Annotated in this window: 23 protein-coding genes and 1 pseudogene; 9 read left to right on the forward strand and 15 right to left on the reverse strand. The window is 64.6% G+C overall.

From position 1 onward, the window contains the following. Together ACYVOC_RS14245 and ACYVOC_RS14250 are read left to right on the forward strand one after the other, a co-directional pair. A partial coding sequence (locus tag ACYVOC_RS14245) for a His/Gly/Thr/Pro-type tRNA ligase C-terminal domain-containing protein (RefSeq protein WP_461162235.1) occupies window positions 1-898 on the forward strand: 898 nt, incomplete at its 5' end. After that, the gene (locus tag ACYVOC_RS14250) at window positions 895-1524 is read left to right on the forward strand and encodes a lytic transglycosylase domain-containing protein (protein WP_116003044.1); all 630 of its coding nucleotides are present in this window, start codon (window positions 895-897) and stop codon (window positions 1522-1524) included. The genes ACYVOC_RS14245 and ACYVOC_RS14250, both read left to right, overlap by 4 nt. A 21-nt stretch (window positions 1525-1545) precedes the next feature. Here the strand turns inward: ACYVOC_RS14250 and paeA are convergent, their stop codons facing one another. From paeA to hemA, 6 genes are all read right to left on the reverse strand, one after another. Then, window positions 1546-2862: a polyamine export protein PaeA gene (gene paeA / locus ACYVOC_RS14255; protein ID WP_116003045.1), complete on the reverse strand. Its 1317-nt coding sequence runs from the start codon at window positions 2860-2862 to the stop codon at window positions 1546-1548. A gap of 90 nt (window positions 2863-2952) precedes the next feature. Then, window positions 2953-3954: an AAA family ATPase gene (locus ACYVOC_RS14260; protein ID WP_461162236.1), complete on the reverse strand. Its 1002-nt coding sequence runs from the start codon at window positions 3952-3954 to the stop codon at window positions 2953-2955. Window positions 3955-4109: 155 nt separating this feature from the next. After that, complete coding sequence (gene grxD, locus ACYVOC_RS14265; RefSeq protein WP_116003047.1) at window positions 4110-4427, reverse strand: Grx4 family monothiol glutaredoxin; 318 nt, start codon at window positions 4425-4427, stop codon at window positions 4110-4112. A gap of 55 nt (window positions 4428-4482) precedes the next feature. Beyond that, window positions 4483-5310, reverse strand: a complete 828-nt coding sequence (prmC, locus tag ACYVOC_RS14270) for a peptide chain release factor N(5)-glutamine methyltransferase (RefSeq protein WP_461162237.1) — start codon at window positions 5308-5310, stop codon at window positions 4483-4485. A 72-nt stretch (window positions 5311-5382) separates the two neighbouring features. After that, window positions 5383-6468: a peptide chain release factor 1 gene (gene prfA / locus ACYVOC_RS14275; protein ID WP_116003049.1), complete on the reverse strand. Its 1086-nt coding sequence runs from the start codon at window positions 6466-6468 to the stop codon at window positions 5383-5385. Between the two features lie 58 nt (window positions 6469-6526). Further along, window positions 6527-7825, reverse strand: coding sequence for a glutamyl-tRNA reductase (gene hemA / locus ACYVOC_RS14280; RefSeq protein WP_116003050.1), 1299 nt, complete (start codon window positions 7823-7825; stop codon window positions 6527-6529). A gap of 69 nt (window positions 7826-7894) precedes the next feature. On the opposite strand from hemA, the gene ACYVOC_RS14285 reads away from it, so the two are divergent. Further along, entirely contained in the window at window positions 7895-8173 is a 279-nt protein-coding gene (locus ACYVOC_RS14285; protein ID WP_116003051.1) for a hypothetical protein, read from the forward strand. Window positions 8174-8185: 12 nt separating this feature from the next. Here ACYVOC_RS14285 and ugpQ read toward each other — a convergent pair whose 3' ends face one another. The 5 genes from ugpQ to ugpB all read right to left on the reverse strand — a co-directional run bounded on the left by ugpQ (window position 8186) and on the right by ugpB (window position 13349). Further along, window positions 8186-8950, reverse strand: coding sequence for a glycerophosphodiester phosphodiesterase (ugpQ, locus tag ACYVOC_RS14290; protein WP_461162238.1), 765 nt, complete (start codon window positions 8948-8950; stop codon window positions 8186-8188). Between the two features lie 10 nt (window positions 8951-8960). Next, window positions 8961-9965, reverse strand: a complete 1005-nt coding sequence (locus ACYVOC_RS14295) for a sn-glycerol-3-phosphate import ATP-binding protein UgpC (RefSeq protein WP_461162239.1) — start codon at window positions 9963-9965, stop codon at window positions 8961-8963. Window positions 9966-10026: 61 nt separating this feature from the next. Further along, window positions 10027-10878, reverse strand: coding sequence for a sn-glycerol-3-phosphate ABC transporter permease UgpE (gene ugpE / locus ACYVOC_RS14300; protein ID WP_116003054.1), 852 nt, complete (start codon window positions 10876-10878; stop codon window positions 10027-10029). Window positions 10879-11045: 167 nt separating this feature from the next. Continuing rightward, on the reverse strand, window positions 11046-11927 hold the full coding sequence (ugpA, locus tag ACYVOC_RS14305; protein WP_461162240.1) for a sn-glycerol-3-phosphate ABC transporter permease UgpA: 882 nt from the start codon (window positions 11925-11927) through the stop codon (window positions 11046-11048). A gap of 108 nt (window positions 11928-12035) precedes the next feature. Beyond that, window positions 12036-13349 carry a sn-glycerol-3-phosphate ABC transporter substrate-binding protein UgpB gene (gene ugpB / locus ACYVOC_RS14310; protein WP_116003056.1) on the reverse strand — a complete coding sequence of 438 codons (1314 nt, stop codon included), beginning with the start codon at window positions 13347-13349 and terminating at the stop codon, window positions 12036-12038. A gap of 278 nt (window positions 13350-13627) precedes the next feature. Here ugpB and serA point away from each other — a divergent pair, with 278 nt between their 5' ends. From serA to ACYVOC_RS14325, 3 genes are all read left to right on the forward strand, one after another. Further along, window positions 13628-14857: a phosphoglycerate dehydrogenase gene (gene serA / locus ACYVOC_RS14315; RefSeq protein ID WP_461162241.1), complete on the forward strand. Its 1230-nt coding sequence runs from the start codon at window positions 13628-13630 to the stop codon at window positions 14855-14857. A gap of 136 nt (window positions 14858-14993) precedes the next feature. Next, the gene (locus tag ACYVOC_RS14320) at window positions 14994-18911 is read left to right on the forward strand and encodes a DUF3683 domain-containing protein (RefSeq protein WP_461162242.1); all 3918 of its coding nucleotides are present in this window, start codon (window positions 14994-14996) and stop codon (window positions 18909-18911) included. After that, window positions 18908-19345, forward strand: coding sequence for an HIT family protein (locus tag ACYVOC_RS14325; RefSeq protein WP_461162243.1), 438 nt, complete (start codon window positions 18908-18910; stop codon window positions 19343-19345). Before ACYVOC_RS14320 ends, ACYVOC_RS14325 begins: the two co-directional genes overlap by 4 nt. A 67-nt stretch (window positions 19346-19412) precedes the next feature. Here the strand turns inward: ACYVOC_RS14325 and ACYVOC_RS14330 are convergent, their stop codons facing one another. The 3 genes and pseudogenes from ACYVOC_RS14330 to ACYVOC_RS14340 form a co-directional block, all read right to left on the reverse strand. Further along, on the reverse strand, window positions 19413-20546 hold the full coding sequence (locus tag ACYVOC_RS14330; protein WP_461162244.1) for an acyl-CoA dehydrogenase family protein: 1134 nt from the start codon (window positions 20544-20546) through the stop codon (window positions 19413-19415). Window positions 20547-20556: 10 nt separating this feature from the next. After that, a complete protein-coding gene (locus ACYVOC_RS14335; RefSeq protein WP_461162245.1) occupies window positions 20557-21753 on the reverse strand; it encodes an acyl-CoA dehydrogenase family protein in 1197 nt (398 codons plus the stop codon). 123 nt (window positions 21754-21876) lie between these two features. Then, window positions 21877-23205, reverse strand: a pseudogene (locus ACYVOC_RS14340) (3-hydroxyacyl-CoA dehydrogenase); the annotation flags it as partial. Window positions 23206-23342: 137 nt separating this feature from the next. Here ACYVOC_RS14340 and ACYVOC_RS14345 point away from each other — a divergent pair. Then, a complete protein-coding gene (locus tag ACYVOC_RS14345; protein WP_461162246.1) occupies window positions 23343-24248 on the forward strand; it encodes a LysR family transcriptional regulator in 906 nt (301 codons plus the stop codon). A 9-nt stretch (window positions 24249-24257) separates the two neighbouring features. Here the strand turns inward: ACYVOC_RS14345 and ACYVOC_RS14350 are convergent, their stop codons facing one another. Then, window positions 24258-24764, reverse strand: coding sequence for a MarR family winged helix-turn-helix transcriptional regulator (locus ACYVOC_RS14350; RefSeq protein WP_116003063.1), 507 nt, complete (start codon window positions 24762-24764; stop codon window positions 24258-24260). A gap of 135 nt (window positions 24765-24899) precedes the next feature. On the opposite strand from ACYVOC_RS14350, the gene badH reads away from it, so the two are divergent. Both badH and badI read left to right on the forward strand, forming a co-directional pair. Then, the gene (gene badH, locus ACYVOC_RS14355; RefSeq protein WP_461162247.1) at window positions 24900-25667 is read left to right on the forward strand and encodes a 2-hydroxycyclohexanecarboxyl-CoA dehydrogenase; all 768 of its coding nucleotides are present in this window, start codon (window positions 24900-24902) and stop codon (window positions 25665-25667) included. 127 nt (window positions 25668-25794) lie between these two features. Then, the gene (gene badI / locus ACYVOC_RS14360; protein ID WP_116003064.1) at window positions 25795-26577 is read left to right on the forward strand and encodes a 2-ketocyclohexanecarboxyl-CoA hydrolase; all 783 of its coding nucleotides are present in this window, start codon (window positions 25795-25797) and stop codon (window positions 26575-26577) included. Window positions 26578-26590: the final 13 nt, after the last annotated feature.

Raw genomic sequence — 26590 nt, forward strand, 5'->3', positions numbered from 1 at the left:
GGCGACCGACGAGACCAACGAGGCTGACGAGATCGTCAAAAGCGAAGTCTGGCTGCTGCTGCTGCGTGGTGATCACGACATGAACGAGATCAAGGTGGCCAAGGTGCCAGGGCTGGATGCGGGTTTCCGCTTTGCCACCGTGGCCGAGATCGAGGCGCATTTTGGCTGCACGCCGGGCTACCTGGGTCCCATCGGGCTGCGCCAGCCGGTGCGCATCGTGGCCGACCGCGAGGTGGCCGTGATGGCCGACTGGATCTGCGGCGCCAACGCGGTCGATTTCCACATGACCGGCGTGAACTGGGGCCGCGACCTGCCCGAGCCAGCCCTGGTGGCCGACCTGCGCAACGTGGTGGTGGGCGACCGCTCACCCGATGGCCAAGGAGAACTTGCGATTGAGCGCGGCATCGAAGTAGGCCATGTGTTTTATCTCGGCACCAAGTACAGCAAGGCCATGAACGCCACCTTCCTGGGCGAAGACGGCAAGCCCGCCCATTTCGAGATGGGCTGCTACGGTATCGGCATCACGCGCCTGCCGGCGGCGGCCATCGAGCAGAACCACGACGAGCGCGGCATCATCTGGCCCGACGCTATTGCCCCCTTCACCGTGGTGCTCTGCCCTATCACGCCCGAGCGCTTCCCCGAGGTCAAAGCCCAGGCCGAGCAGCTGTATGCGCAGTTGCAGGCCGCTGGCGTGGACGTGATCCTGGACGACCGGGGCGAGCGCCCCGGCGCCATGTTCGCCGACTGGGAACTGATCGGCGTGCCGCACCGGGTGACCATTGGCGACCGCGCCCTCAAGGACGGCCAGGTCGAATACCAGCACCGCCGCGACAGCGCCGCCACCAAGGTGGCCGTGTCCGATATCCTGGCCCATGTCCTGGGCCGTCTGGCCCGATGATCCCAGGCATCTCGCGGCGCGCCTGCCTCGTTTCGCTGGCTGCCGGGCCTGCGGCCTGGCTGGCGGTTCCGGGGCAGGCGCACGCGGGAAGGCAGCTGGAGGAGCCGCTCATGGATTCGGTGCGCACGGCACTGAGCTCTGCCATTGGCAACCGGGCGCCGCCTGAGCCCATTTTTGCCTCCACCGAAGCGCGCCTGCACTACCTGCGCTGGCTGGGCGCCATGAGTGACCGCCTGCGTCGTCGCAAACCTGATTGGGAGGTGCGGCGCGATTTTTTGCAGACGGTCTGGTACGAAAGCGGACGTGCGGGGCTGGATGTCTCGCTGGTGCTCGGCCTGATCCAGGTGGAAAGCGCTTTCCGCAAATTTGCTGTCTCCAGCGTGGGCGCCCGCGGCTACATGCAGGTCATGCCGTTCTGGACACGGCTCATCGGTGATGGCGATCCCGGCACGCTGTTCCACATGCAGACCAACCTGCGTTTTGGTTGTGTGATCCTGCGCCACTACATGGATCGGGAGCGCGGCGACCTGTACATGACCCTGGGCCGCTACAACGGTAGCCGGGGCCGGGCGCCTTACCCGAACGCTGTGTTCTCGGCACAGCGCAACTGGCGGTTCGAAGGCTAGGCGACTGGCTGAACCTGCATTTCAGGTGCTTGCTGCTTCCGGCGGTGTGGCGGCAGACAGGCGCGAAACCATGACTTGGTCAATGCGGTAGCTGTCCACATCCAATACTTCGAACTTGTAGCCGCCCCACACCACGCTGTCGGTGCGCCGAGCGACGCGGCGCAGCATCACCATGAGAAAGCCGGCCAGGGTTTCGTATTCTCCGGCGTGCGGCAGATCGTCGAGCGAGAGCACCCGCAGTACATCCTCGATGGGCGTGACACCGTCGATCAACCAGGAGTTGTCATCGCGCCGCACGATCAGTTCTTCGTCTTCATTGCCCACGAGGTCGCCCATCACGGTACTCATCACATCGTTGAGCGTCACCACGCCGACGACCAGGCTGTACTCATTCACGATGACAGCGAAATCTTCGTGTGCCTGCTGGAATTGCTCCAGCACTTCCGACAGGGTAAGCCGGTCGGGAACGATCAGCACCTTGCGCACCAGGCTGTCGTCCAGCAGCGAAATGGGCTGGTTGTTGAGTACGCGCTGGAACAAATCCTTGGCGTCTACATAGCCCACCACGTGGTCGATATCGCGCTCGCAGACGGGGTAGGTCGAGAAAGGCTCGGCGGCAATGCGCAGGCGGATCACGGCGTCGGACTCGTCGCGCAGGAAAAAAGCCACCCGGTCACGGGGCGACATGGCACTGGAGACGGTGCGCGTGTCCAACTCAAAAACATTGGTAATAACCTGCTGCTCGCGCGCGGCCAGCACACCGGCACGGGCGCCGGCCTCCATCGTCGCCAGGATGTCGTCGGAGGTGATGCGGTCGTCGCGCAGCGAGGACAGGCCCAGCACCCTGAACAGCACATCCGCCGCCCGGCTGTAAAGCCAGACCACCGGCCGCAGCAGCGTGATGCACCACGCCATGGGTTGCACCAGGGCAACCGCCAGCCGCTCCGGCCTGGCCATGCCCAGGCGCTTGGGGAACAGGTCTGAAAAAAGAATGAACAACGAGGTAATGATGGTGAAGGATGCGAGAAACCCCACCGTCTGCGCCGTTTTGCTGGAAAGCCACAGTTCCATCAGGGCGCTGAAATACGGGCTGAGGGCGCCTTCCCCCACGATGCCGCCCAGGATGGCCACCGCGTTTTGCCCGATCTGCACCACCGTGAAATAGTCGCCGGGCTGGTCCTGCACGCGCAGCACCCGTTCGGCGCGTGCGTCGCCTTCGTCGGCCAGTTGGCGCAGGCGCAAGCGCCGCGCGGCCGCGAGTGAGATTTCGGCCATCGAAAAGAAAGCGCTGGCTGCAATCAGCAGCCCGATCACGAAGAGGCTTTGCGTCAGTGTCATGAAAAAGGCAGAGCGTGGCCTGCGGCACACCGGTAGAGCGAGTGTATCTGCCCGCCCGGTCCGTCCAGCCCGCGCTGAAGGGCGCGAGCGCTATTGCATAAAGCCGATGCGGCCGCGACCGGCGGCGCCCTTGGGCAGGTCAGCCACTTCCACCGTGCAGCGGTGGTCCAGCCGGGCATTGCCAAAGGCGGCCATGAGCGCGCGGCGCATTTCGCGCGGGGGCATATGGGACAGGCAGTCCAGCACATCGCTCTGCGGCTCGGGATCGATCAGCCGCCCCCAGTCATGTGCGGCGCGGATGCCGGTGTAGAGCATGTGGGCAATGCTGCGCGCCTGCTCCACGGTGGGCACTTGCACCTCGAACACGTTCATGCGGTTGAGGATCGGGTCGGGGATGCCCCGGCTGTCATTGGCCGTGGTGATCCAGATGACCTGGCTGGCGTCGATGGGCACCTCGGCGAATTCGTCCGTAAAGTTCTGTGCTGTGTCGTGCTCCAGCAGGCTGTAGAGCGCGCCCAGCGGGTCGTACTGGGCATCGCCGCTGGCCTTGTCGATCTCGTCCACCACGATCACGGGGTTGGCGTATTCACCTTCCACCAGCGCCTCGAAGACCTTGCCGGGGCGTGCGCCCTTCCATTGGGAGGAGGAGCCCGAGAGCAGCCAGCCGGCCGTCATCGAGCTCATGGGCAGCAGGTTCATGCCCGTGCCCAGCAATTCGGCCAGCTGGCGGGCGAAATGGGTCTTGCCGATGCCGGGTGGCCCCAGCAGCAGCATGGGCGTGACCTCCAGGCCGTCGCGGCTGTCCTGCGCCAGGGCAACGTGGCGGCGCACATCGTCGAGCACCTCGGTGAAGTTGGGTAGCCGGTCGTACAGGACGGCCATGTCGGGCACGCCCTGCGGCTTGACCTGGAAACGTTCGGGTCCGCGCTCCAGCATGCGTTCGTACATGCTGCGCAGGTTGTCGAAATCGCGCGGCTGGCCGGCGTCCTGCAGCCGGGCGAGCTTGCGTTCCACATCGCTGGTGCAGAACACGCTGCGCATCTGGGCCACAGGCAGGCTCAGGGTCTGGGGAACAAGGCTATGGCGGGTCATGGCATGCTCCTGCAGTGAAGAAACGATCCCATTCAAGCATACAAGCGCTCGGATCTCAATGCAGAAACTACCCTGTGAAAACCCTGCTGTTGCGCCCATGAAAAAAGCCGCCCGGAGGCGGCTGGGGATCAGGCAACACAACGGCCTGTGCGGGCTCAGGTGCCCAGCGTCTGCTTGAGTTCGCCCGACTCGTACATCTCCATCATGATGTCCGAGCCGCCGATGAATTCGCCCTTGACGTAGAGCTGCGGAATGGTGGGCCACTGGCTGTAGTCCTTGATGCCCTGGCGGATTTCGTCGTCGTCCAGGACGTTGACCGTGGTGATGGCCTTGGGATCGGCGCCGCAGGCCTTCAGGATCTGGATGGCGCGGCCGGAGAAACCACACATTGGGAAGCTGGCAGTGCCTTTCATGAACAGCAGGATGTCGTTGGTCTTGACGAGATCGTCGATGCGCTTGTGGGTATCGCTCATGGAGGCTCCGAGAGGGGCCGCAAGGCCCGGTGGGTGGGGAAGGGTAAAGGGGGGATTATTTCACTGTTGGCTTCTGGCCGCCCGAGCAACGCACGATGCCGGCGAGGTCTTTGCGGTTTTGCACCTGCTCCAGCCCTGCCGCATGGAGCAGGGCGCCGACCGTATCGGCCTGGTCGTGGCCGTGTTCCAGCAGCAGCCAGCCGCCGGGCGCCAGATGGGCCGGGGCCTGCGCGATGATGCTGCGCAGGTCGTCCAGGCCGTCGGCGCCGCTGGCCAGGGCCGCGAGCGGCTCGTGCGTGAGGGCGGCCAGATGCGGGTCGGCGGCGGCAATGTAGGGCGGGTTGGATACGATGGCATCAAAACCGCCTGCCAGCCCCTGCAGCCAGTGCCCATGGTGGAAATGCACCGGCAGGCCCAGGTGCGTGGCGTTGGCCTGCGCCACGATGAGGGCGTCCGTGCTGGCGTCCACGGCCAGCACCAGGGCGTCAGGGCGCTGCTGCTGCAGGGCCAGGGCGATGGCGCCGCTGCCGGTGCCCAGGTCCACCACGCGCGGTGCGGGTTGGTGGGCCAGGACTTCCAGGGCCCAGTCCACCAGGGTTTCGGTGTCGGGACGGGGGTCGAGTACGCGCTCATCCACCTGCAGCTCCAGCCCGTAGAACGCCTTGCGGCCTGTGAGGTAGGCCACGGGTACGCCCGCCCGGCGGCGCTGGCACAGGGCTTCAAACTGCGCTTGCAAAGCCGGGGGAAGGGCATCGGTGTCGTGGGTGATCAGCCAGGCACGGTCGTGGCCAGCGCGGCCCAGCACATGCAGCAGCAGTATCTGTGCGTCGATGCGCGCCAGGCCCTGGGACAGGGCGGTGGACAGGGCCTGCTGCAAGGTCATGGTGCTTCTGAATGAATAGCTGTCAGCGCTTGATGGGTAAGCGTTGGAGGCTGTTTTTATCTCAACTCTGGATCACGCCGTGCTGTGTTCCAGTTCGGCCAATTGCTCGGCTTCGCGGGCGTGTTGCAGGGCTTGCAGCACGTCGCCCAGGTCGCCCTCCATCACGTACAGCAGCTTGTACAGCGTGAGGTTGATGCGGTGGTCGGTCAGGCGCCCCTGCGGGAAGTTGTAGGTGCGGATGCGGTCGCTGCGGTCGCCGCTGCCGATCAGGCCCTTGCGCTCGGCGGCCTCTTTGGCGGCGCGCTCGCTGCGTTCTTTTTCGTGGATGCGCGCCTGCAGCACCTGCAGTGCCTTGGCTTTGTTGGCGTGCTGGCTGCGGCCGTCCTGGCATTCGGCCACGATGCCGGTGGGCAGGTGCACCACGCGCACGGCCGAGTCAGTCTTGTTGATGTGCTGGCCCCCGGCGCCGCTGGCACGGAAGGTGTCGATGCGCAGGTCGGCCGGGTTGATCTTGATGGCCTCGCGCTCATCGGGCTCGGGCATCACGGCCACGGTGCAGGCGCTGGTGTGGATACGGCCCTGGGTTTCGGTGACAGGCACGCGCTGCACACGGTGGCCACCGGATTCAAAGCGCAGCTGGCCGTAAACCTGTTCGCCTTCGATGCGCAGCACAATTTCCTTGTAGCCACCCAGTTCGGCCGGACTCTCGCTGACGACTTCGACCTTCCAGCCGACGTTGGTGGCGTAGCGCATGTACATGCGCGCCAGGTCGCCCGCGAACAGGGCTGACTCGTCGCCGCCCGTGCCCGCGCGAACTTCCAGGAAGGCGTTGCGCGCATCGTCAGGGTCCTTGGGCAGCAGCAGGCGCTGGAGTTCATCTTCGAGTTGCTGCAGCTCGGTTTCGCAGCTGTTGATTTCTTCCTGCGCCATGTCGGCCATGTCGGCGTCTTGCAGCATCTCGCGCGCACCGGCCAGGTCATCGGTGCGCTGGCACCAGCGGGCGTAGCGGCCAGCAATCTGCGTGACCTCGGCGTGCTCGCGCGAGAGCACGCGGTATTGCGCCATGTCGGCCATGATGTCTTCGCGCGAGAGCAGGAAGTCGAGCTCCTGCAGGCGCCGGGCGTAGCGCTCCAACTGGTTGCGGAGAAAAGGTTTCATGCAGAAAAAGTGTGTTGAGCTACAAAAAATGTAGCTACTGGCGCACGCAGGGTGGGCGCTAAAGCGGTTTTTTGCTTTGAGAACGCAAAAACAGGCGCGAGGCCGTGTTTGCGGTCTGTGCGCGCGCTGCGGTGTCGGCGTTGCGCAATTCGGCCATGGTGCCGTGCAGCATCTTACGGGCCACGCCCCGCGAGAGGGCTTCGAGCACTGCGTCCAGGTCTTCGCCCCGCGCCAGGCGCTTGCGGGCGCGGGCGATTTCGATGGCGCGCCAGGTATCGGCCTGACCGTTGATCTGGCGGATCAGCGGCACCACGCCGTGCTCTGGGTCGCGCTGGTCCATCCAGTGCATGAAGCTTTGCACGCCCGCATCGATGATGGCCTCGGCCTGCGCCACGGCGGCCTGGCGGCTGGCCTGGGCGGTTTGCACCACGCCGGCCAGATCGTCCACGGTGTAGAGGTAGACGTCTTCAAGCTGTTTGACTTCGGGCTCGATGTCGCGCGGAACGGCCAGATCGACCATGAACATCGGACGGTGGCGGCGTTTTTTGAGCGCGCGCTCGACAGCGCCCAGGCCCACGATGGGCAGGCTGCTGGCGGTGCAGCTCACCACGATGTCGAACTCGTGCAGGCGATCGGGCAGGTCGGCCAGGCGCATGGCCTGTGCGCCAAAGCGGGTGGCAAGCTTCTCACCGCGCTCCAGGGTGCGGTTGGCAATGGCGATGGCTTTGGGGTTGCGCGCGGCAAAGTGCGTGGCGGTCAGCTCGATCATTTCGCCCGCACCGACAAACAGCACGCGCGTCTTGCCCAGATCTTCAAACAACTGGCTGGCCAGGCGCACGGCGGCGGCGGCCATGCTGATGCTGTGGGCGCCGATTTCGGTGGAGGTGCGTACCTCTTTGGCGACCGCAAAGCTGCGCTGGAACAGCTGGTTGAGTGTGGAGCCCAGGGCGCCCGCGCTTTCGGCGGCGCGCACGGCATCCTTCATTTGGCCCAGAATCTGCGGCTCGCCCAGCACCATGGAGTCGAGCCCGCTGGCCACGCGGAAGGCGTGGCGCGCTACGGGGCCTTCTTCCAGCACGTAAGAGTGCGAACGCAGCAGCTCGGGGCTGACGCCGCCGCTGTGGGCCAGCCAGCCCAGCGTGTGATCCAGCGCGGGCTGTTCGCCTGCACAATAAATTTCGGTGCGGTTGCAGGTGGAGACAATGGCTGTTTCCACTTTGCCGTGCGGGCTGCCTTCGCCCAAAGACTGGCGCAGGCCCTGCAGGGTGGGGGCAATCTGGTCGAGGGCAAACGCAAAACGGCCGCGCAGATCAAGCGGCGCGGTCGTGTGATTGATGCCAAGGGCCCAGACAGACATGTCCAGATTATAAAATTGTTATGCGTAGGGAGTGACACCGACTGCGCAAGTCTTGATTTACGTCATTTTATGGACCCACTGATCGCCCTGAACCACCTGCTCAATTTCGTCGCTCCTGCGGCTGTCCTGGCCGTTTTGTTGGCGCCGGGGAGCCGTTGGCTAATGGGCAAATCGGCTGCGGCGCTCTCCTGGTGGGCGCAAGCAGCTATCGTTTTTGCGGTGGGCTGCGGGGTGTTGGCTGCGGGCCTGTGGTGGCTGGGGCGCGACGGCAAGTTGCTGACCTATGCCGCGCTGGTGCTGGCGTGCGCCACCTGCCAGTGGGTGCTGCGGCGCGGCTGGCGCGGTTGATCGGCTTTGTTTTCAGTCGGCCGGGCTGAAAAGATCCACCCGGTCGGTAATGATGCCGTCGGTGCCCAGGGCGATCAGGCGCTGCGCGGCCCATTCGTCGTTCACCGTATAGCTCAGGCAGCGCAGGCCCAGGCCGTGCACCTGGCGCACCAGGGCGGCGTCCCACAGCGCGTGGTTGCACACGAGGGCCACGCAGCCGCGCTGCCGGGCCATGTCCAGGCAGCCGTCCCACCATGTGTCAACCAGCAGCGCACGGGGGATGTGCGGTGCCGTGGCCTGGGCGCCGGCCAGGGCCTCGGGCTGAAAGGATGACAGCAGCGGTGGCACGGCCTGCCCGTGCCACAGTTGCGCCGCATGCTCGCCCACCACGCGCCCGGTGATTTCTTCCTGCCCGGGCGTGGGCTTGATCTCGATGTTCAGGAAATAACGGTTGGCCAGGCAAAAGCATGCAATGTTCGAAAGCAGGGGCAGCGGCTCGCCTGCGTACTGGCGTCCATGCCAGCGGCCCGCATCCAGCTGCGCCAGCTGGCCCCAGGGATGGTCGCCACCGGTGGTGCTGGCACCGGCACCCAGCACCAGGGCGGCGTTGGTGGTACGCGTGAGGGTGGCGTCGTGCATCAAAAAGGGCACGCCGTCGTGGGAGAGTTTGGCGTCGCACTCGAACATGCGGTAGCCGTGCTGGGCTCCCAGGCGGAAGGCGGCCAGGGTGTTTTCAGGAGCCAGCGTACCAGCGCCACGGTGGGCGATCCAGCGGGGGTAGGGCCACGGTGTATGCATGGCGGTGGGCTCAGAGGCGTTTGCCGGTTTCAGTATTGAACCAGTGCAGGCGGTTCTCACGCGGGGCCACATGCAAAATGTCGCCGGGCTGGGGGGCGTGTGTGCCTTCCTCCACGCGCACGATGAGCGGCTCGCCATCGACTCGGGCGTAGATCAGGCGCTCGGCGCCCAAGAGTTCCACCGTATCCACCGTGACCTCCCAGCCGTCTGTGCCCACATCCAGGTGCTCGGGGCGGATGCCCAGCAGCGTGCCAGGGCGCGCACCCGGCGCGTGGCGCAGCAGGTTCATCGGGGGCGAGCCGATGAAGCTGGCCACAAAGACGCTGGCGGGCTGGTGGTAGACCTCTTCAGGAGTGCCGAACTGTTCCATGTTGCCGCCGTTCATCACGATCATGCGCTGCGCCAGCGTCATGGCTTCGACCTGGTCGTGTGTGACGAACAGGCTGGTGATGCCGAGCTCGCGGTGCAGTTTCTGAATTTCAAGACGGGTCTGGGCGCGCAGCTTGGCGTCCAGGTTGGACAGCGGTTCGTCGAACAAAAACACCTGCGGCTGGCGCACGATGGCGCGGCCCATGGCCACGCGCTGGCGCTGGCCGCCCGAGAGTTCGCGCGGCTTGCGCTCGAGCAGATGCCCCAGTTCCAGAATCTTCGCCGCCTTGTCGACCCGCGTCTTGATCTCGTCCTTGGGCACCTTGGCGATTTTCAGGCCATAGGCCATGTTGTCGAACACGCTCATGTGCGGATACAGCGCGTAGTTCTGGAACACCATGGCGATGTCGCGCTGGGCGGGTTCCAGGTTGTTGACCACGCGGCTGCCGATGGCGATCTCGCCGCCCGAGATTTCCTCCAGCCCGGCCACCATACGCAACAAGGTCGATTTGCCGCAACCGGACGGCCCGACGATGACAACGAATTCACCATCGCCTACTTCGGCGCTGACCCCGTGGATCACCTGGTTGGCCTTGGGCCCATGGCCGTAGCGTTTGATGATGTTGCGCAGAGAAATAGATGCCATGATGCTCTTGTTTTTGTAGCTGTTTGCGTAATACAGATAAGCGTTAGAAGTCGAAATGTTCTTATTTTTCGGTATCGACCAGGCCCTTGACGAACCACTTTTGCATGAGCACGACCACGAAGGCCGGTGGCAGCATGGCCAGGATGGCGGTGGCCATGGCCACGTTCCAGTCAATCGCGGCCTCGCCGCCGCCAGCGACCATGCGCTTGATACCGATCACCACCGGGTACATGTCTTCGCTGGTGGTCATCAAGAGCGGCCACAGGTACTGGTTCCAGCCGTAGATGAACTGGATGACGAACAGCGCGGCGATCGAGGTTTTAGACAGCGGCACGAGCACGTCCTTAAAGAAACGCATCGGCCCTGCGCCGTCCATGCGGGCGGCTTCCACCAGCTCGTCCGGCACCGTCAGGAAGAACTGGCGGAACAGGAAGGTGGCGGTGGCGGACGCGATCAGCGGCAGCGTGAGGCCTGCGTAGCTGTTGAGCATGCCCAGGTCGGCCACCACTTTGTAGGTCGGCAGGATGCGCACTTCCACGGGCAGCATCAGCGTGACAAAGATGGCCCAGAAGCAGAGCATCTTGAAGCGAAAGCGGAAGAACACGATGGCAAACGCCGAGAGCAGTGAGATGGCGATCTTGCCGATCGTGATCACCATGGCGGTGACAAAGCTCACCCACATCATGTGCGCCACCGTGGTGTTGGAGCCCAGCTTGCCCGATCCGAGCAATGCAGCCTTGTAGCTTTCCCACGTATTGCTGCCCGGCAGCAGCGGCATGGGGGCTTGCACGATCTCTTGCGCGGTGTGGGTCGAGGCGATGAAGGCCAGGTACAGCGGGAAGGCCACGATCAGCACGCCAAACACCATGACGGCATGCGACAGAACGTTGAGCCAGGGGCGGCGGTCAATCATGGCAGTGCCGCCCGGCTGTTCGAAGGCACTGACGCTCTCCCTCGGGGGGTAGCGATGCGCGAAGCGATGAGTGTGGGGGTCATGGCAGTGCCGCCCGGCCGCCCGAAGGCACTGACGCTCCCCCTCGGGGGGCAGCGATACGCGAAGCGATGAGCGTGGGGGCCATTTCAGTACTGCACTTTCTTTTCGACATAGCGGAACTGCACCACGGTCAAGGCGACCACGATGACCATCAGGATCACGGATTGCGCCGCCGAGCCGCCCAGGTCCAGCGCTTTGAAGCCGTCCTGGTATACCTTGTAGACCAGGATCGAGGTCGACTGCCCGGGGCCGCCCGAGGTGGTCGCGTCGATGATCCCGAAGGTGTCGAAAAAGGCGTAGACGATGTTGATCACCAGCAGAAAGAAAGTGGTCGGCGAGAGCAGCGGCAGCTGGATGTTCCAGAACCGGCGCAGCGGGCCGGCGCCGTCAATGGCAGCCGCTTCGATCAAAGATCTGGGAATGGACTGCAGCCCGGCGAGGAAGAACAGGAAGTTGTAGGAGATTTGCTTCCACACCGAGGCGATGATGATCAGTGTCATCGCCTGGCCCTCGTTCATGAGGTAGTTCCAGTCCACACCAAGGGCGCGCAGGCCAAACGTTGCCACGCCAATCGAGGGCGAGAAGATGAACACCCACAGCACGCCCGCAATCACCGGTGCCACCGCGTACGGCATGATCAAAAGCGTCTTGTAGACCATGGCGCCGCGCACGATGCGGTCGGCAAAAATGGCCAGCACCAGCGAGATGCCAATGCCCAGCCCGGCCACCAGTACCGAAAACCAGGCCGTGGTCTTGAACGATGCCAGGTAGGTGGGATCGTCCCAGAGCTGGAGAAAATTCTGAAAACCCACCCATTCGGTGGACAGCCCAAATGCGTCTTGCACCTGCATGGATTGCAGAAGTGCTTGGCTGGCGGGCCAGAAAAAGAACACGCTGATGATGACCAACTGGGGCGCCATGAGCACCCAGGGCAGCCAGGCCGATCGGAAAAGAACACGTTTTTCCATGAGAGCTCAAAAAAAGAAGACGCCCGCCGAGGCCCCTGGGGGCTTGTTCGGCGGGCTGACCAGTTGCGGGCCATCAGCGCGCTAGCGCGCTTTCAGGTGCCCCGCGCTTTATTTTCCCTTGTTGGCGCGCTCAAAGCGCACCAGCAGCTCATCGCCCCGGCGCACGATGTTGCCCAATGCGGCCTTGGCCGTCTGCTTGCCCGACCAGACCTGTTCGAGCTCTTCGTCCTCGATGGTGCGGATCTGCACATAGTTGCCCAGGCGAATACCGCGTGACTTGTCGGTCGTTTTGCGGATCATCTGCTGCACCGCTACGTCGGTTCCAGGGCGGTCCTTGTAGAAGCCCGACTTTTCGGTCAGGTCATAGGCGGCCAGCGTGATGGGCAGGTAGCCCGTGCGCTGATGGCTGGCGGCTTGTACCTTGGTCTGCGACAGGAAGTCAAAGAACTTGGCCACACCCTTGTACTCGGCAGGCTTCTTGCCCGCCATCACCCACAGGCTGGCACCGCCGATCACGGTGTTTTGCGGTGCGCCCTTCACGTCGGCGTAGTAGGGCATGGGTGCCAGGCCATAGGCGAACTTGGCATTTTTGGCCACATCGCCATAGAAGCCCGAAGACGTCTGGATCATGGCGCATTCGCCCGAGACGAACGACGCTTGCGCCTGCGAGCCCCGGCCTTTGTAGACGAACTCGCCCGCTGCGGCCGCCTTGGCCAGGTTGTCGATGTGGCGCACGTGCAGGGGCGAATCGATCTTGAGTCGCGCATCCATGCCGCCCAGGCCGTTGGCCTTGGTAGCGAACTCGACGTTGTGCCAGGTGGAGAAGCTCTCGAGCTGCGTCCAGCCCATCCAGGCCAGCGTCATCGGGCAGGTGCTGCCGCTGGCCTTGAGTTTCTTGGCCGCGTCGAACACCTCAGGCCAGGTTGCGGGGGCTTTGTCCGGGTTCAGACCGGCCTTCTTGAAAGCGTCCTTGTTGTAATAAAAAACCGTGGTGGAGCTGTTGAACGGGAAGCTCAGCATCTGGCCGCTGGGCGCCGTGTAGTAGCCGGCCACGGCGGGGATGTAGGCCTTGGGGTCGAAGGCCAGGCCCGCGTCGCTCATCACCTTGCCCACGGGCACGGTGGCGCCCTTGCTGGCCATCATGGTGGCGGTGCCCACCTCGAACACCTGCAGGATGTGCGGCGCATTGCCCGAACGAAACGCGGCAATGGCAGCGGTCATGTTCTCGTCATAGGTGCCCTTGTACGTCGGGATGACCTTGTATTCGCTCTGGCTGGCATTGAACTGGTTGGCCAGATCGTTGACCCACTCGTTGTTCACAGCGGTCATGGCGTGCCACCACTGGATTTCGGTCTGTGCCTGGGCGGCCGTGCTGGCCAACAGGGCCGCGGCAGCGCAAAGGGCCAGGGAGCGGTGTTTCATGGGTATCTCCTCGTGCAAATGGACAACGATTCATCGTAGGGTGGCAGCATGACAGAACCATGACTGTCACACAGCCAAGGGACTTTTGTAACCATGCTGGCCCGATTCCTCCAGCGGGTAAACCCCGTTTTATCGGGGGATATTTGCCCATGACGCAGTTAGTGGCGCCTCTCCAGCCGCCGGTTTTGTGCGCTGCACCATGCTACGATCATTTCGCACATTCACCAGAGACGGGCAGCCTTTACAGCCGACCCGTCTCGCATCGCATCAGGATAGCCATGGGCCCCACATCGCTGGATAAAAGCAAAATCAGGTTTCTTCTGCTCGAAGGCCTGCACCCTTCCGCACTGCAGGTGCTGCGCAACGCGGGCTACAGCCAGATCGAGTCCCTCTCTGGCGCACTGCCGCAGGAGGAACTCATCGAGCGTATTGCTGACGTGCACTTCATCGGCATCCGGTCGCGCACGCAGCTGACGGCCGAGGTGCTGGCGCATGCGAACAAGCTGGTGGCCATTGGGTGTTTTTGCATTGGCACCAACCAAGTCGACCTGAAGGCCGCGCGCGACCGGGGTATTGCGGTCTTCAATGCGCCGTATTCCAACACCCGCTCAGTGGCCGAACTGGTGCTGGCCGAGGCCATCTTGCTGCTGCGCGGTGTGCCTGAAAAGAACGCTGTGGCGCACCGGGGCGGATGGCTCAAGTCGGCCGACAACGCCTTCGAGGTGCGTGGCAAGACGCTGGGCATCGTCGGCTATGGTGCGATTGGCTCGCAGCTGTCGGTGCTAGCCGAGGCACTGGGCATGCAGGTGCAGTTCCATGACGTGGTGGCCAAGCTGCCCTTGGGCAATGCACGCCAGGCCGCAGGGCTGCCGGAGTTGCTGGCAACCAGCGACATCGTGACCTTGCACGTGCCCGAGTTGCCCTCGACGCAGTGGATGATGGGCGCAGCCGAGATTGCGGCCATGAAGCAGGGCGCCATCCTCATCAACGCCTCGCGTGGCACCGTGGTCGAGATCGAGCCCCTGGCCCAGGCATTGAAAGACGGCAAGCTGCTGGGCGCAGCCGTGGACGTGTTCCCGGTCGAGCCGCGCAGCAACAAGGACGAGTTTGTCTCGCCCTTGCGCGGCCTGGACAACGTGATTCTCACGCCGCACATTGGAGGCTCCACGCTGGAGGCGCAGGCCAACATCGGCCTGGAGGTGGCGGAAAAGCTCGTCCGCTACAGCGACAACGGCACCACCATTTCGTCGGTCAACTTCCCCGAGGTCGCCCTGTCGGCGCAGCGCGGCAAGCACCGCATCCTGCATGTGCACCGCAACGTGCCGGGTGTCATGGCCGAAATCAACCGCGTGTTCTCCGACAACCACATCAACGTGGCCGCGCAGTCCTTGCAGACCAACGAAGCCATTGGCTATGTGGTGATCGACATCGATGCTGCCTCGTCCGAGCTGGCGTTGCAAAAGCTGCAGCAGGTGCCCAACACGCTGCGCTGCCGCGTGCTGTTCTAGGCTTTTTGCTGGTTTTGGCGCCCTTGCCTTGGCCCTTGGGGCCGTGCAAGGGCGTTTTCCGTTGGGCCACCTTAAAATACGCAGCCCCGAGTTTCCCAGGCCACCGGGCGCGCGCCCTTACCCCAGGTTTTACCGAATGAATGCTCCCACCGCGTTGGCCGCCCTGATGGCGCAGGCCCCCGAGCCCGTGCGTTTGCGCGAAATCCCCTACAACTACACCAGCTTTTCGGACCGCGAGATCGTCATCCGCCTGCTCGGCGAGGATGCCTGGGGTACCCTGCAGCAACTGCGCCAGGAGCGCCTGACGGGCCGCTCGGCCCGCATGCTGTATGAAGTGCTGGGCGACATCTGGGTGGTGCAGCGCAACCCCTACCTGCAGGACGACCTGCTCGACAATCCCCAGCGCCGCCGCCAGCTGGTGCAGGCCCTGGAGCACCGCCTGGGCGAGGTGCAAAAGCGCCGCACCCCTGAAAGCGACGCCGCCCGCGATGCGCTGGTGGGCGGCTTGCTGCAGGCCGCAGGCAGCGCCGTGCAGCGCTTTGATGCGTCCTTTGAGGATGTCGCACAGTTGCGCCGCAAAACGCGCCGTGTGCTGGGGCGCCTGACGGCTGGTGACAACATCAAGTTCGACGGCCTCTCGCGCGTGAGCCACGTGACCGATGCGACCGACTGGCGCGTCGAATACCCCTTTGTCGTTCTCACGCCCGACACAGAGGCCGAGATGGCGGGCCTGGTCAAGGGCTGTATCGAATTGGGCCTGACGATCATCGCGCGGGGCGGCGGCACGGGTTATACCGGCGGCGCCATTCCGCTGACAGACCGCAGTGCTGTCATCAACACCGAAAAACTCGAAGCCATGACCGAGGTGGAGATGCGGCGCCTGCCGGGTCTTGACCACGAGGTGGCCACCATCTGGACCGAGGCCGGCGTGGTGACCCAGCGCGTGGCCGACGCCGCCGAGCGCGGCGGCTACGTGTTTGCGGTGGACCCGACCAGCGCCGAGGCCTCGTGCATTGGCGGCAACGTCGCCATGAACGCGGGTGGCAAGAAGGCTGTTTTGTGGGGCACGGCGCTCGACAACCTGGCCAGCTGGCGCATGGTGACCCCGGATGCCCAGTGGCTGGAAGTGACGCGCCTGCGGCACAACCTGGGCAAGATCCATGACGCGGAGATGGCCAGCTTCGAGCTGCAATATTTCGAGGCCGACGGCAAGACCCTGCTGCGTACCGAGCGGCTGGACATTGCCGGCACAACCTTCCGCAAGGAGGGCCTGGGCAAGGACGTGACCGACAAGTTCCTCTCCGGGCTGCCCGGCATCCAGAAGGAGGGCTGTGACGGGCTGATTACCAGCGCCCGCTGGGTGGTGCACCGCATGCCCGAGCACACGCGCACCGTGTGCCTGGAGTTTTTTGGCAATGCCAAAGACGCCGTGCCCAGCATCGTCGAGATCAAGGACTTCATGTTCGCCGAGCAAAAGCGCTCGGGCGTGGTGCTGGCCGGCCTGGAGCACCTGGACGACCGCTATCTGAAAGCCGTGGGTTATGCCACCAAGTCCAAGCGCGCCGGCTTGCCGAAAATGGTCTTGTTTGGCGACATTGCCGGTGACGATGCCGATGCCGTGGCGCGCGTCACCAGCGAGGTGGTGCGCATTGCCAATTCGCGCAGCGGCGAGGGCTTCATCGCTATTCAAGCCGAGGCGCGCAAAAAGTTCTGGGCCGACCGCAAGCGCACGGCAGCCATCAGCCGCCACACCAACGCCTTCAAGATCAACGAAGACGTAGTCATCCCGCTGCCGCGCATGGCCGAATACACCGACGGCATCGAGCGCATCAACATCGAGCTGAGCCTGCGCAACAAGCTGCGCTTGTGCGCCGAGCTGGATGCCTTTTTGCGCCAGGGCAACCTGCCGCTGGGCCCCCGCGGCGCGGGCGATGTTGACACTGCCGCCCCCGAGCTGCTGGAAGAGCGCGTCGCCGAGGCCCTGGACGTGGTCGAGCAGGCCCGCCAGCTGTGGGCCGGCTGGCTGCAAGGCGTGCAAGCGCTGTTCCCGCAGCTGCAGGACCACAGCTTGCGCGCGAGCTGGAAAACGCAGATCCGCGCGCCGCTGCAGGACATTTTTTCGGGCGACGCCTTTGCGCCACTGCTGCTCGAGTGCAACGCCATTCACCAGCGCGTGCTCAAGGGGCGCGTGTGGGTGGCTCTGCACATGCACGCAGGCGACGGCAATGTGCACACCAACATCCCCGTCAACAGCGACGACTACGAGATGCTGCAGACCGCGCACGAGGCGGTGGCCCGCATCATGGTGCTGGCGCGCAGCCTGGACGGCGTGATCTCGGGCGAACACGGCATTGGCATCACCAAACTCGAATATCTGACCGACGAAGAATTGCGCCCGTTTGCGCAATACAAGCAGCGCGTGGACCCGCAGGGCCACTTCAACAAGGGTAAGTTGCTCCGAAATAAAGAGCGGGTAGCGCTTGATGGTAAAGCGTTAGAGGCTAAAAACACTATAAATTCAGCGCTGCTGCATGCCGACCTGACCAACGCCTACACGCCCAGCTTTGGCCTGATGGGGCATGAATCGCTGATCATGCGCCAGAGCGACATTGGCGCCATTGCCGACAGCGTGAAGGACTGCCTGCGCTGCGGCAAGTGCAAGCCCGTGTGCGCCACGCACGTGCCGCGTGCCAACCTGCTGTATTCGCCCCGCAACAAAATTCTGGCGACCTCGCTACTGGTCGAGGCTTTCTTGTACGAGGAGCAGACGCGACGGGGTGTTTCCATCAAGCATTGGAAAGAGTTTGAAGACGTCTCCGATCATTGCACCGTGTGCCACAAGTGCTACAACCCCTGCCCGGTGAAGATCGACTTTGGCGACGTCACCATGAACATGCGCAACCTGCTGCGCAAGATGGGCAAGAAAACTTGGCGTCCCGGCAACACGCTGGCCATGGCCATGCTCAACGCCACCAATCCCGACACCATCAAGCTGCTGCGCGCCGCCATGGTGGGCGTGGGCTTCAAGGCGCAGCGGATTGCGGTGGATTTGCTGCGCGGCATCTCGCGCCGCCAGACGCAGCGCCCGCCCGCCTCGGTGGGCCCGGCGCCGGTCAAGGAGCAGGTGATCCACTTCGTCAATAAGAAGCTGCCGGGCGGACTGCCCAAGAAGACCGCGCGTGCGTTGCTAGACATCGAGAACAAGGACTACGTACCCATCATCCGCAACCCAGCCGCCACCACGGGCGACACGGAGGCCGTGTTCTATTTCCCCGGCTGCGGCTCCGAGCGCTTGTTCAGCCAGGTGGGTCTGGCCACCCAGGCCATGCTGTGGCACGCGGGCGTGCAAACGGTGCTCCCGCCAGGCTACCTGTGCTGCGGCTACCCGCAGCGCGGCAGCGGCATGCAGGACAAGGCCGACAAGATGATCACGGACAACCGCGTGTTGTTCCACCGCGTGGCCACCACGTTGAACTACCTCGACATCAAAACCGTGGTGGTCAGCTGCGGCACCTGCTACGACCAACTGCAGGGTTATGAGTTCGACAAGATCTTCCCGGGCAGCCGCATCATCGACATCCACGAATTCCTGCTCGAAAAAGGCATCACGCTGCCAGCCGGGCAGGGCGGCTACCTGTACCACGAGCCCTGCCACAACCCCATGAAGCAGGGCGACTCGATGAAAACCGTGCGCGCCCTGGTGGGCGACAAGGTGCTCAAGAGCGAACGCTGCTGCGGCGAGTCGGGCACGCTGGGCGTGACACGCCCCGACATCTCGACCCAGGTGCGCTTTCGCAAGGAAGAAGAGATGCGCAAGGGCGAGGCCGAACTGCGTGCCAGCGGCGCCGTGGGGGCGAAGGACAACGTGAAAATTCTCACCAGCTGCCCCAGTTGCCTGCAGGGCCTCAAGCGCTACGAAGACGATCTGCAAAACGGCCTGCTCGAAGCCGACTACATCGTCATCGAAATGGCCAAGCAAATCCTGGGCGAGAACTGGCTGCCCGAATACGTGCAGCGCGCCAACCAGGGCGGCATCGAGCGCGTCCTCGTATGACGGTCGCCTGCTTCTTGTGCGATACCGATGGCGGCCAGCTCGTCTGGCGCGGTGCAAAGCTGCGCGTGATCCGCGCCGACGAAGCGGGTTTCCCGGCGTTCTACCGCGTGGTGTGGAATGCCCATGTGGCTGAGTTTTCGGACCTGAGCAGCGCCGACCGCCAGCACTGCATGGACGCCGTCACGGTGGTGGAGCAGGCGCTGCGCGACCATCTGGCACCCACCAAGATCAACCTGGCCGCGCTGGGCAACATGGTGCCGCACCTGCACTGGCATGTGATTGCCCGCTTTGACTGGGACAGCCACTTTCCCGCGCCCGTGTGGGCGGCGGCGCAGCGCCCCCGGGCCATGCTGCAGGAAGACGCCGTGCGCGAGCGCCTGCCGGGGCTGGATGCGTCTTTGCGCGCAAAGCTGGGGCTTGCACTGGGCGCTTGACCCCCCGTTCCGCTGCACATTCACTCCCACGCCAGCGGCTGGCTTGCGGGCCAGCACCCTGAAGGCCTTACACCCCGCCCAGCGCGATGAAGCGCGCCAGGTGGTGGTCCTCGTCGCCAAACTGGTGGTCCACCATGACCAGGCGCTTGGCGTAGTGCGACAGGGGCAGCTCCCAGGTCATGCCGATGCCGCCGTGCAACTGGATGCTCTCCTCGGCCACCAGGGCGCCAATGCGGCCGATGGTGACCTTGGCGGCCGACAGCGCGCGCTCGCGCTCGGTGCGGTCCGTGCTGTCGATGGCTGCCGCGGCATTGATGACCGCCGAGCGCGACTGCTCCACCTCCAGCAGCAGGTCGGCCATGCGGTGCTGCAAGGCCTGGAAGCTGCCGATCGGCACGCCGAACTGCTTGCGCGTCTGCAGGTATTCGAGTGTGTCTTTCTTGGCCACTTCCATGGCGCCCAGCGCTTCGGCGCACACGGCCAGAATGCCGTAGCCCACCGCCTGCTCCAGCGTGGCGAATCCCTGGCCCTCGGCGCCCAACAGGGCCTCCGGGCCGACCTGCACGCTCGTCAGGGTGATCTCGGCCGCACGGCCACCATCGACGCGGCCGTAGCCCCGGCGCGTCAGACGCGCGGCGTCGCCGGGCACCAGGAACAGCGAGATGCCCTCTTCGCTATCCACCTCGCCCGAGGTGCGGGCCGACACCAACAGCAGTTGCGCGTTGTCGCCCTGCACCACCACGGCCTTCTGGCCCGTCAGCAGCCAGCCGTCGCCATTGCGCACGGCACGGGTTTCCACGCGCGAGAGTGCGTAGTGCGAGCCCGGCTCGTCGTGCGCCAGTGCGGCCACGGTGCTGCCGTCGATCAGGCGGGCGATGTGCTCCTTCTGCACGGCGGTGCCCGCAGCGCCCAGCGCCCGGCCCACCACCAGTGCGCCCAGGAAGGGCTCGACCACCAGGCCCCGGCCCAGGGCTTCAAATACGACCGCAATATCAAAACCTGCGCCGCCAAAGCCGCCGTCGCCTTCAGGGAACAGCGCGCCAATGGCGCCCAGCTCGGCAAACTGCGCCCACAGCGCGGTGTCCATGCCGGTGTTGCCGTAGGCAATGCGGTTGCGCGTCTCGATGCCGACCTGCTCGGAAACGAAACGGTTCAGGGTGTCCGCCAGCATGCGGCGGTCTTCGGTGTGTTCAAAGTTCATCGCTGCAACCTCACAGGCCGAGGATCATCTTGGAGATGATGTTCTTCTGGATTTCATTGGAGCCGCCGAAGATCGACAGCTTGCGGTAGTTGAAGTAGTTGGCTGCGGCCGTGGCGGCCTCGGCCGGGCCCACGGGCGGCTCGGCGTAGCCGGCGTACTGCGCCTCCTCGATGAAGGGCAGCGCATACGGCCCCATGGCGCGGCGGATCAACGAGAGGATTTCCTGGCGGATCTCGGTGCCGCGGATCTTGAGCATGGAGCTTTCCGCGCCCGGCACGCCGCCACCGGCCACGGCGGCGATCACGCGCAGGTTGGTGGTCTTCATGTTCTCCAGGTCAATTTCGACCTGGGCCATGCGCGCGGCGAACAGCGGGTCCTGGTCCAGCGGCTTGCCGTTCTTGTGCACCTTGGCAGCGATCACCTTGAGCTTGGCCAGCGCCGCCACGCAGAAGCCCACGCCGGCGATGCCGGTGCGCTCGTAGGTCAGCAGAAACTTGGCGTAGGTCCAGCCCTTGTTTTCCTCGCCCACGAGGTTCTCCACGGGCACCTTCACGTCGGTGAAGAACACCTCGTTGACTTCCTTGTCGCCGTCCAGCGTGCGGATGGGGCGCAGTTCCACGCCGGGCGTCGTCATGTCCACCAGCAGGAAGCTGATGCCCGACTGCGCCTTGGCCTCGCGGTCGGTGCGCACCAGGCAGAAGATCATGTTGGCGTGCTGGCCCTGGGTGGTCCAGGTTTTCTGGCCGTTGACGATGTAGTGGGCGCCCTGGCGCACCGCCGTGGTCTTGACCGAGGCCAGGTCCGAGCCCGCGCCGGGCTCGGAATAGCCCTGGCACCACCAGTCCTGGCCGCTCAGGATGCGCGGCAGCCAGTGGCGCTTTTGCTGCTCGTTGCCAAACTTGATCAGCACCGGGCCCAGCATGTTCACGCCAAAGGGCACGATGCGCGGGCCGCCAGCCAGCGCGCACTCGTTGTCGAAGATGAACTTCTGCACGGCGCCCCAGCCCGGGCCGCCGTATTCCTGGGGCCAGTGGTTGGCGAGCCAGCCGCGCGCGTTGAGGATGGCGTGCCATTCCTCCTGGTCGGCTTTGGACAGGCGCTGCCCGGCCTTGACCTTGTCGGAAATGCGCTGGGGCAGCTTGTCTTTCAGGAAGGACTGGACTTCCTCGCGGAAGGCCTGCTCTTCGGGGGTGAATTGGAGATCCATGCGTGGGTGCCTCGTGTCAGTGCTTTGTTTTTGATAGCTGGTAGCGCTTGATTGCCTTGGTTTTCAGCATGTTTTCATGCCGAAACCCTTATCCATCAAGCGCTGCCAGCTCCTGTTTTTGAATCAGGCGGCCTTGTTCAGGCTGTCGAAATTGCGACCCTCGCCCACCAGCTTTTCCAGCAGCGGCGCGGGCTTCCAGAACAGCGGGTCTTCCTGGGCGAACTCCCGCAGGTCAGCCAGCACCTGGGGCAGGCCCACCATGTCGGCGTACTTCATCGGGCCGCCCCGGTGGCGTGGGAAGCCGTAGCCCGACAGGAAGGTCACGTCCACGTCGAGCGGGCGCAGGGCGATGCCCTCTTCCACCACCTTGGCGCCTTCGTTGACCATGGCGGCCATGTAGCGGCGCATGATTTCCTCGGGCGTGAACTTGCGCGGCGTGACACCCTTCTTCGCGCGCTCGGCGTCCACGATGGCCAGGACCTCGGGGTCGGGCTGGCCTGCACGCGAACCCTGCGGGTAGAGATAAAACCCGCGTCCGGTCTTCTGGCCGAACCAGCCGCGCTCGCAGATGCGGTCGGCCACCTCGACATAGCGCGCCTTGGGGGCGCCCGATGCCAATGCTGCGGCCCGGCGCCGTTTGCGCGTGGCCCAGCCGATGTCGCCGCCGGCCAGGTCGGTCACCTGGAACGGCCCCATGGGGTAGCCAAAGCCGCGCACGGCCTCGTCGATCTCGTAGGGGCTGGCGCCGTCTTCCATGATGTAGTCGGCGGCCTGCTTGTACACGGCCAGGATGCGGTTGCCGATGAAGCCGTCGCACACGCCGGCGCGCACGGGCACCTTCTTCATGCGCTTGGCCAGCTCGAAGGCGGTGGCCACCACGTCCGGACTGACCCGCGCGGGCACCACGATCTCCAGCAGCTTCATGATGTGGGCCGGGCTGAAGAAGTGCAGGCCGATCACGTCCTGCGGGCGGCCCGTGACGGCGGCGATGGCGTCGATGTCGAGGTAGGAGGTGTTGGTGGCCAGCACGGCGCCCGGCTTGCACACGCGGTCGAGCTCCTGGAACACGGCCTTCTTGACCTCGATGTCCTCGAACACGGCCTCGATCACCAGGTCCACCTGAGCGATGTCGTCGTACGAGGTGCTGGGGGTGTAGCGCGCCAGGGTGGCGGCCTTGGCCTCGGGGGTCATGCGGCCCTTGGCGATCAGGCCGTCATAGACCTTCTCGACATTGGCCTGGCCGCGCGCGATGGAATCCTGATCGCGCTCGACCATGGTTACCCGCAGGCCCGCATCCAGCGCCGACACGGTGATGCCCGCGCCCATGGTGCCGCCGCCGATCACGGCGATGGCGGCAACGGGGCGCGGCGCGGCGGCGCTGGCCTCGGGGATGTTGGCGGCTTCGCGCTCGGCAAAGAGGGCATGGGCCAGGCCCTGGGATTGCAGGCTGTCGGCACTGGCCTCGGCTTCGATGCTCATGCAAGGTTCTCCGGTCACTGTCAGATCGATGCCCGATTGTTGTGCCGACAAACAATCTTGACAATTACATGAACCATTGACAGACTGTCAAACGCTTTTAGACAAACCCCATGGACCTGACCTCTCTGACGCTGCTGGTGGAAATCATCGACGCCGGCAACCTGAGCCAGGCCGCGCGCAAGCTCAAGATGACGCGCGCCAACGTCAGCTACCACCTCAACCAGTTGGAAAAGTCGGTGGGCGTGCAACTGGTGCGCCGCACCACGCGCCGCGTGGAGCCCACCGAGGTGGGCCTGCGCCTGGTCGAGCACGGCCGCAACATCCAGAACGAGATGCTCGCCGCGCGCGAGACCATCGCCACCCTGGGCCAGGGCCTGCAGGGCCGCGTGGGCCTGAGCGTGCCCAGCGGCTACGGGCAGATGGTGATGTCGGACTGGCTGATCGAGTTCAAGCGGCTCTACCCCGGCATCGTGCTCGACGTGCTGTTCGAGAACCGCGCCGACAACCTGCGCGACGAGGTGGACATCGCCATCCGCGTGATGCCCGAGCCGCCGCCCGCGCTGGTGGCGCGCGAGCTGGGGCCGGTGCGCTACCTGGCCTGCGCCTCGCGGGGGTTCGTGGAGCAGCATGGCCTGCCGGGCACGCTGGAGCAACTGCGCAGCACGCCGGTGATCACCTCGGGCGTGGTGGGCAAGCAGTTGCGCCTGAGTGCCTACCGGGGCGACGAGCGCCAGGAAATCATGCTGGAGCCCACGCTGATTTCCGAGCATTTCCCCTTCCTGCGCCAGGGCATCCTCGCCGGGCTGGGCCTGGGGCTGGTGCCCGACTACGTGGTGGCGGACGCCATCGCCTCGGGCGAGGTGCTGACCACGCTGCAGGATTACCGCCTGAGCATCTTCGGCACGCGCATGTACCTGCTGTACATGCCGGGCCGCTACCAGACGCACGCCGTGCGCACCTGTATCGATTTTTTGCTCGATAAGGGGCGTCGGCAGATGCTGCCTGCGCCCCATTGATCACTTCGCTCAGTCTGCCTCCCGGTTGCCTCCCTGTGCGTTGTCCACGCGCTGCATGTTCTCCAGCAGCTTGAGCAGGTAATGCAAGGTGTGGGTGATGTCATTCACCGAGAACCCGGCCAGGGCTTCCTCGTAGTAGCCATGGATCTTGGGCTGCGCCTCCACCAGCCACACCCTGCGTCCCGAGTCGGTCATCGTCACCAGGCGTGATCGGCGGTCGCGCGGGTCGGGCGCGGAAGCGATGTGGCCATCGCGCTCCATGCGGCTGATCAGGCCCGACAGATTTTGCCGACTCACCATCAGATAGCGCGCCAGATCGCCCACGCTCATGCCTTCGGCCACCTGGGGTCTTGAAAGGGCGCCCAGCACTGCCCACTGCTGCGTCGTGAGCCCCTCTGATTCCACGGCCCGGGTGCCAGTTTTATGCAACATGTTTGCGCATTGATAGAGCCGGAAGAAAACCCTGTTGGCAAGATCGGTACGGGTACTAAGTGTTTTTTCCATAGGGAAAACCATAAGTTCTTGTGAAAGTAGAAATGAAGCTCTTGCATTCGAAAGAAATAGATATGACAATATCTTTACTTAATTGTGCCGAAAAGACAAGGCGCATGAACCCGACGATAGCAAGCTTGGCAACCCATGGAGAACGATATGCAAAGATTTCAGGGCAAGACGGTTGTGGTGACCGGTGGCGGTGGTGGCATTGGCGGCGCGGCATCGCGCCGCTTTGCGGTGGAGGGGGCCAAGGTCGCCGTGTTTGACATGAACCTGGAGGCTGCCGAAAAAGTGGCGGCAGACATCCGCGCCGCAGGCGGCCAGGCCGCGGCGTTCCAGTGCAACATCACCGACCGCGCCCAGGTCGATGCGGCCGTGGCCGCGACCGAGGCGCAGCTCGGCCCTATCGCCGTGCTGGTCAACAACGCGGGCTGGGACATTTTCAAGCCCTTCGTCAAGACGGTGCCGGACGAATGGGACAAGCTCATCGCCATCAACCTCACCGGCGCACTGCACATGCTGCACGCCGTGCTGCCCGGCATGGTGGAGCGCAAATACGGCCGCATCGTGAACGTGGCGTCCGACGCCGCACGCGGCGGCTCGTCGGGTGAGGCCGTCTACGCTGCCTGCAAGGGCGGTCTGGTGGCCTTGTCCAAGACCCTGGCGCGCGAGCATGCCCGCCAGAGCATCACTGTGAACGTGGTCTGCCCCGGCCCCACCGACACCGCCCTGCTGGCGGGGGTGGCCGAAGGCGCGCGCGACCCGGCCAAGCTGATCGAGGCCTTCAAGAGCGCCATCCCCCTGGGCCGCCTGGGCCAGGGCGACGACCTGGCCGCAGCCATTGCCTTCATGGGCAGCGACGACGCGAGCTTTGTCACCGGCCAGGTGCTCAGCGTTTCCGGCGGCCTGACGATGCACGGCTGAAAACATGTACGCCCCCGCGCTTGTCACTGCGTGTACTGCGCTGCCCCCCAAGGGGCCCAGCACGCCTTGGGGCGGCCCGGCGGGGTGCTGATTTTTCTTGTCTGAACCCTTTACCTGAGAGAGCACCATGAACTTTGAAGACATCCTGTACGAAGTGCGCAACGGCGTGGCCTGGATCACCATCAACCGCCCGGACAAGATGAACGCCTTTCGCGGCACCACCTGCGACGAGATCATCAAGGCGCTGAACAAGGCCGGTTACGACCGCAGTGTCGGCTGCATCGTGCTGGCCGGCGCGGGCGACCGGGCGTTCTGCACCGGGGGCGACCAGTCCGCTCACGATGGCAACTACGACGGGCGCGGCACCATCGGCCTGCCCATGGAGGAACTGCACACCGCCATCCGCGATGTGCCCAAGCCCGTGATCGCCCGCGTGCAAGGCTTTGCTATTGGCGGCGGCAACGTGCTGTGCACCATTTGCGACCTGACCATCTGCTCGGACAAGGCCATCTTCGGCCAGGTGGGCCCCAAGATGGGCTCGGTGGACCCCGGCTACGGCACGGCCTTCCTGGCCCGCGTGGTGGGCGAGAAGAAGGCGCGCGAGATCTGGTACCTGAACAAGCGCTACTCGGGCGAGGAAGCCGTGGCCATGGGCCTGGCCAACATCTGCGTGCCGCACGAGCAGCTCGACGCCACCGTGCAGGAGTGGGCCGAGACCATTTGCGAGCGCAGCCCTACCGCCATCGCCATTGCCAAGCGTAGCTTCAACATGGACACCGCCCACCAGGCGGGCATTGCGGGCCTGGGCATGTACGCGCTCAAGCTGTTCTACGACACCGAAGAGTCGCGCGAGGGCGTGAATGCGCTCAAGGACAAGCGCAAGCCCGAGTTCCGCAAGTACGCCAAATAAATCGCCGGGAGAA

The sequence above is a fragment of the Simplicispira piscis genome (genome assembly GCF_054783455.1).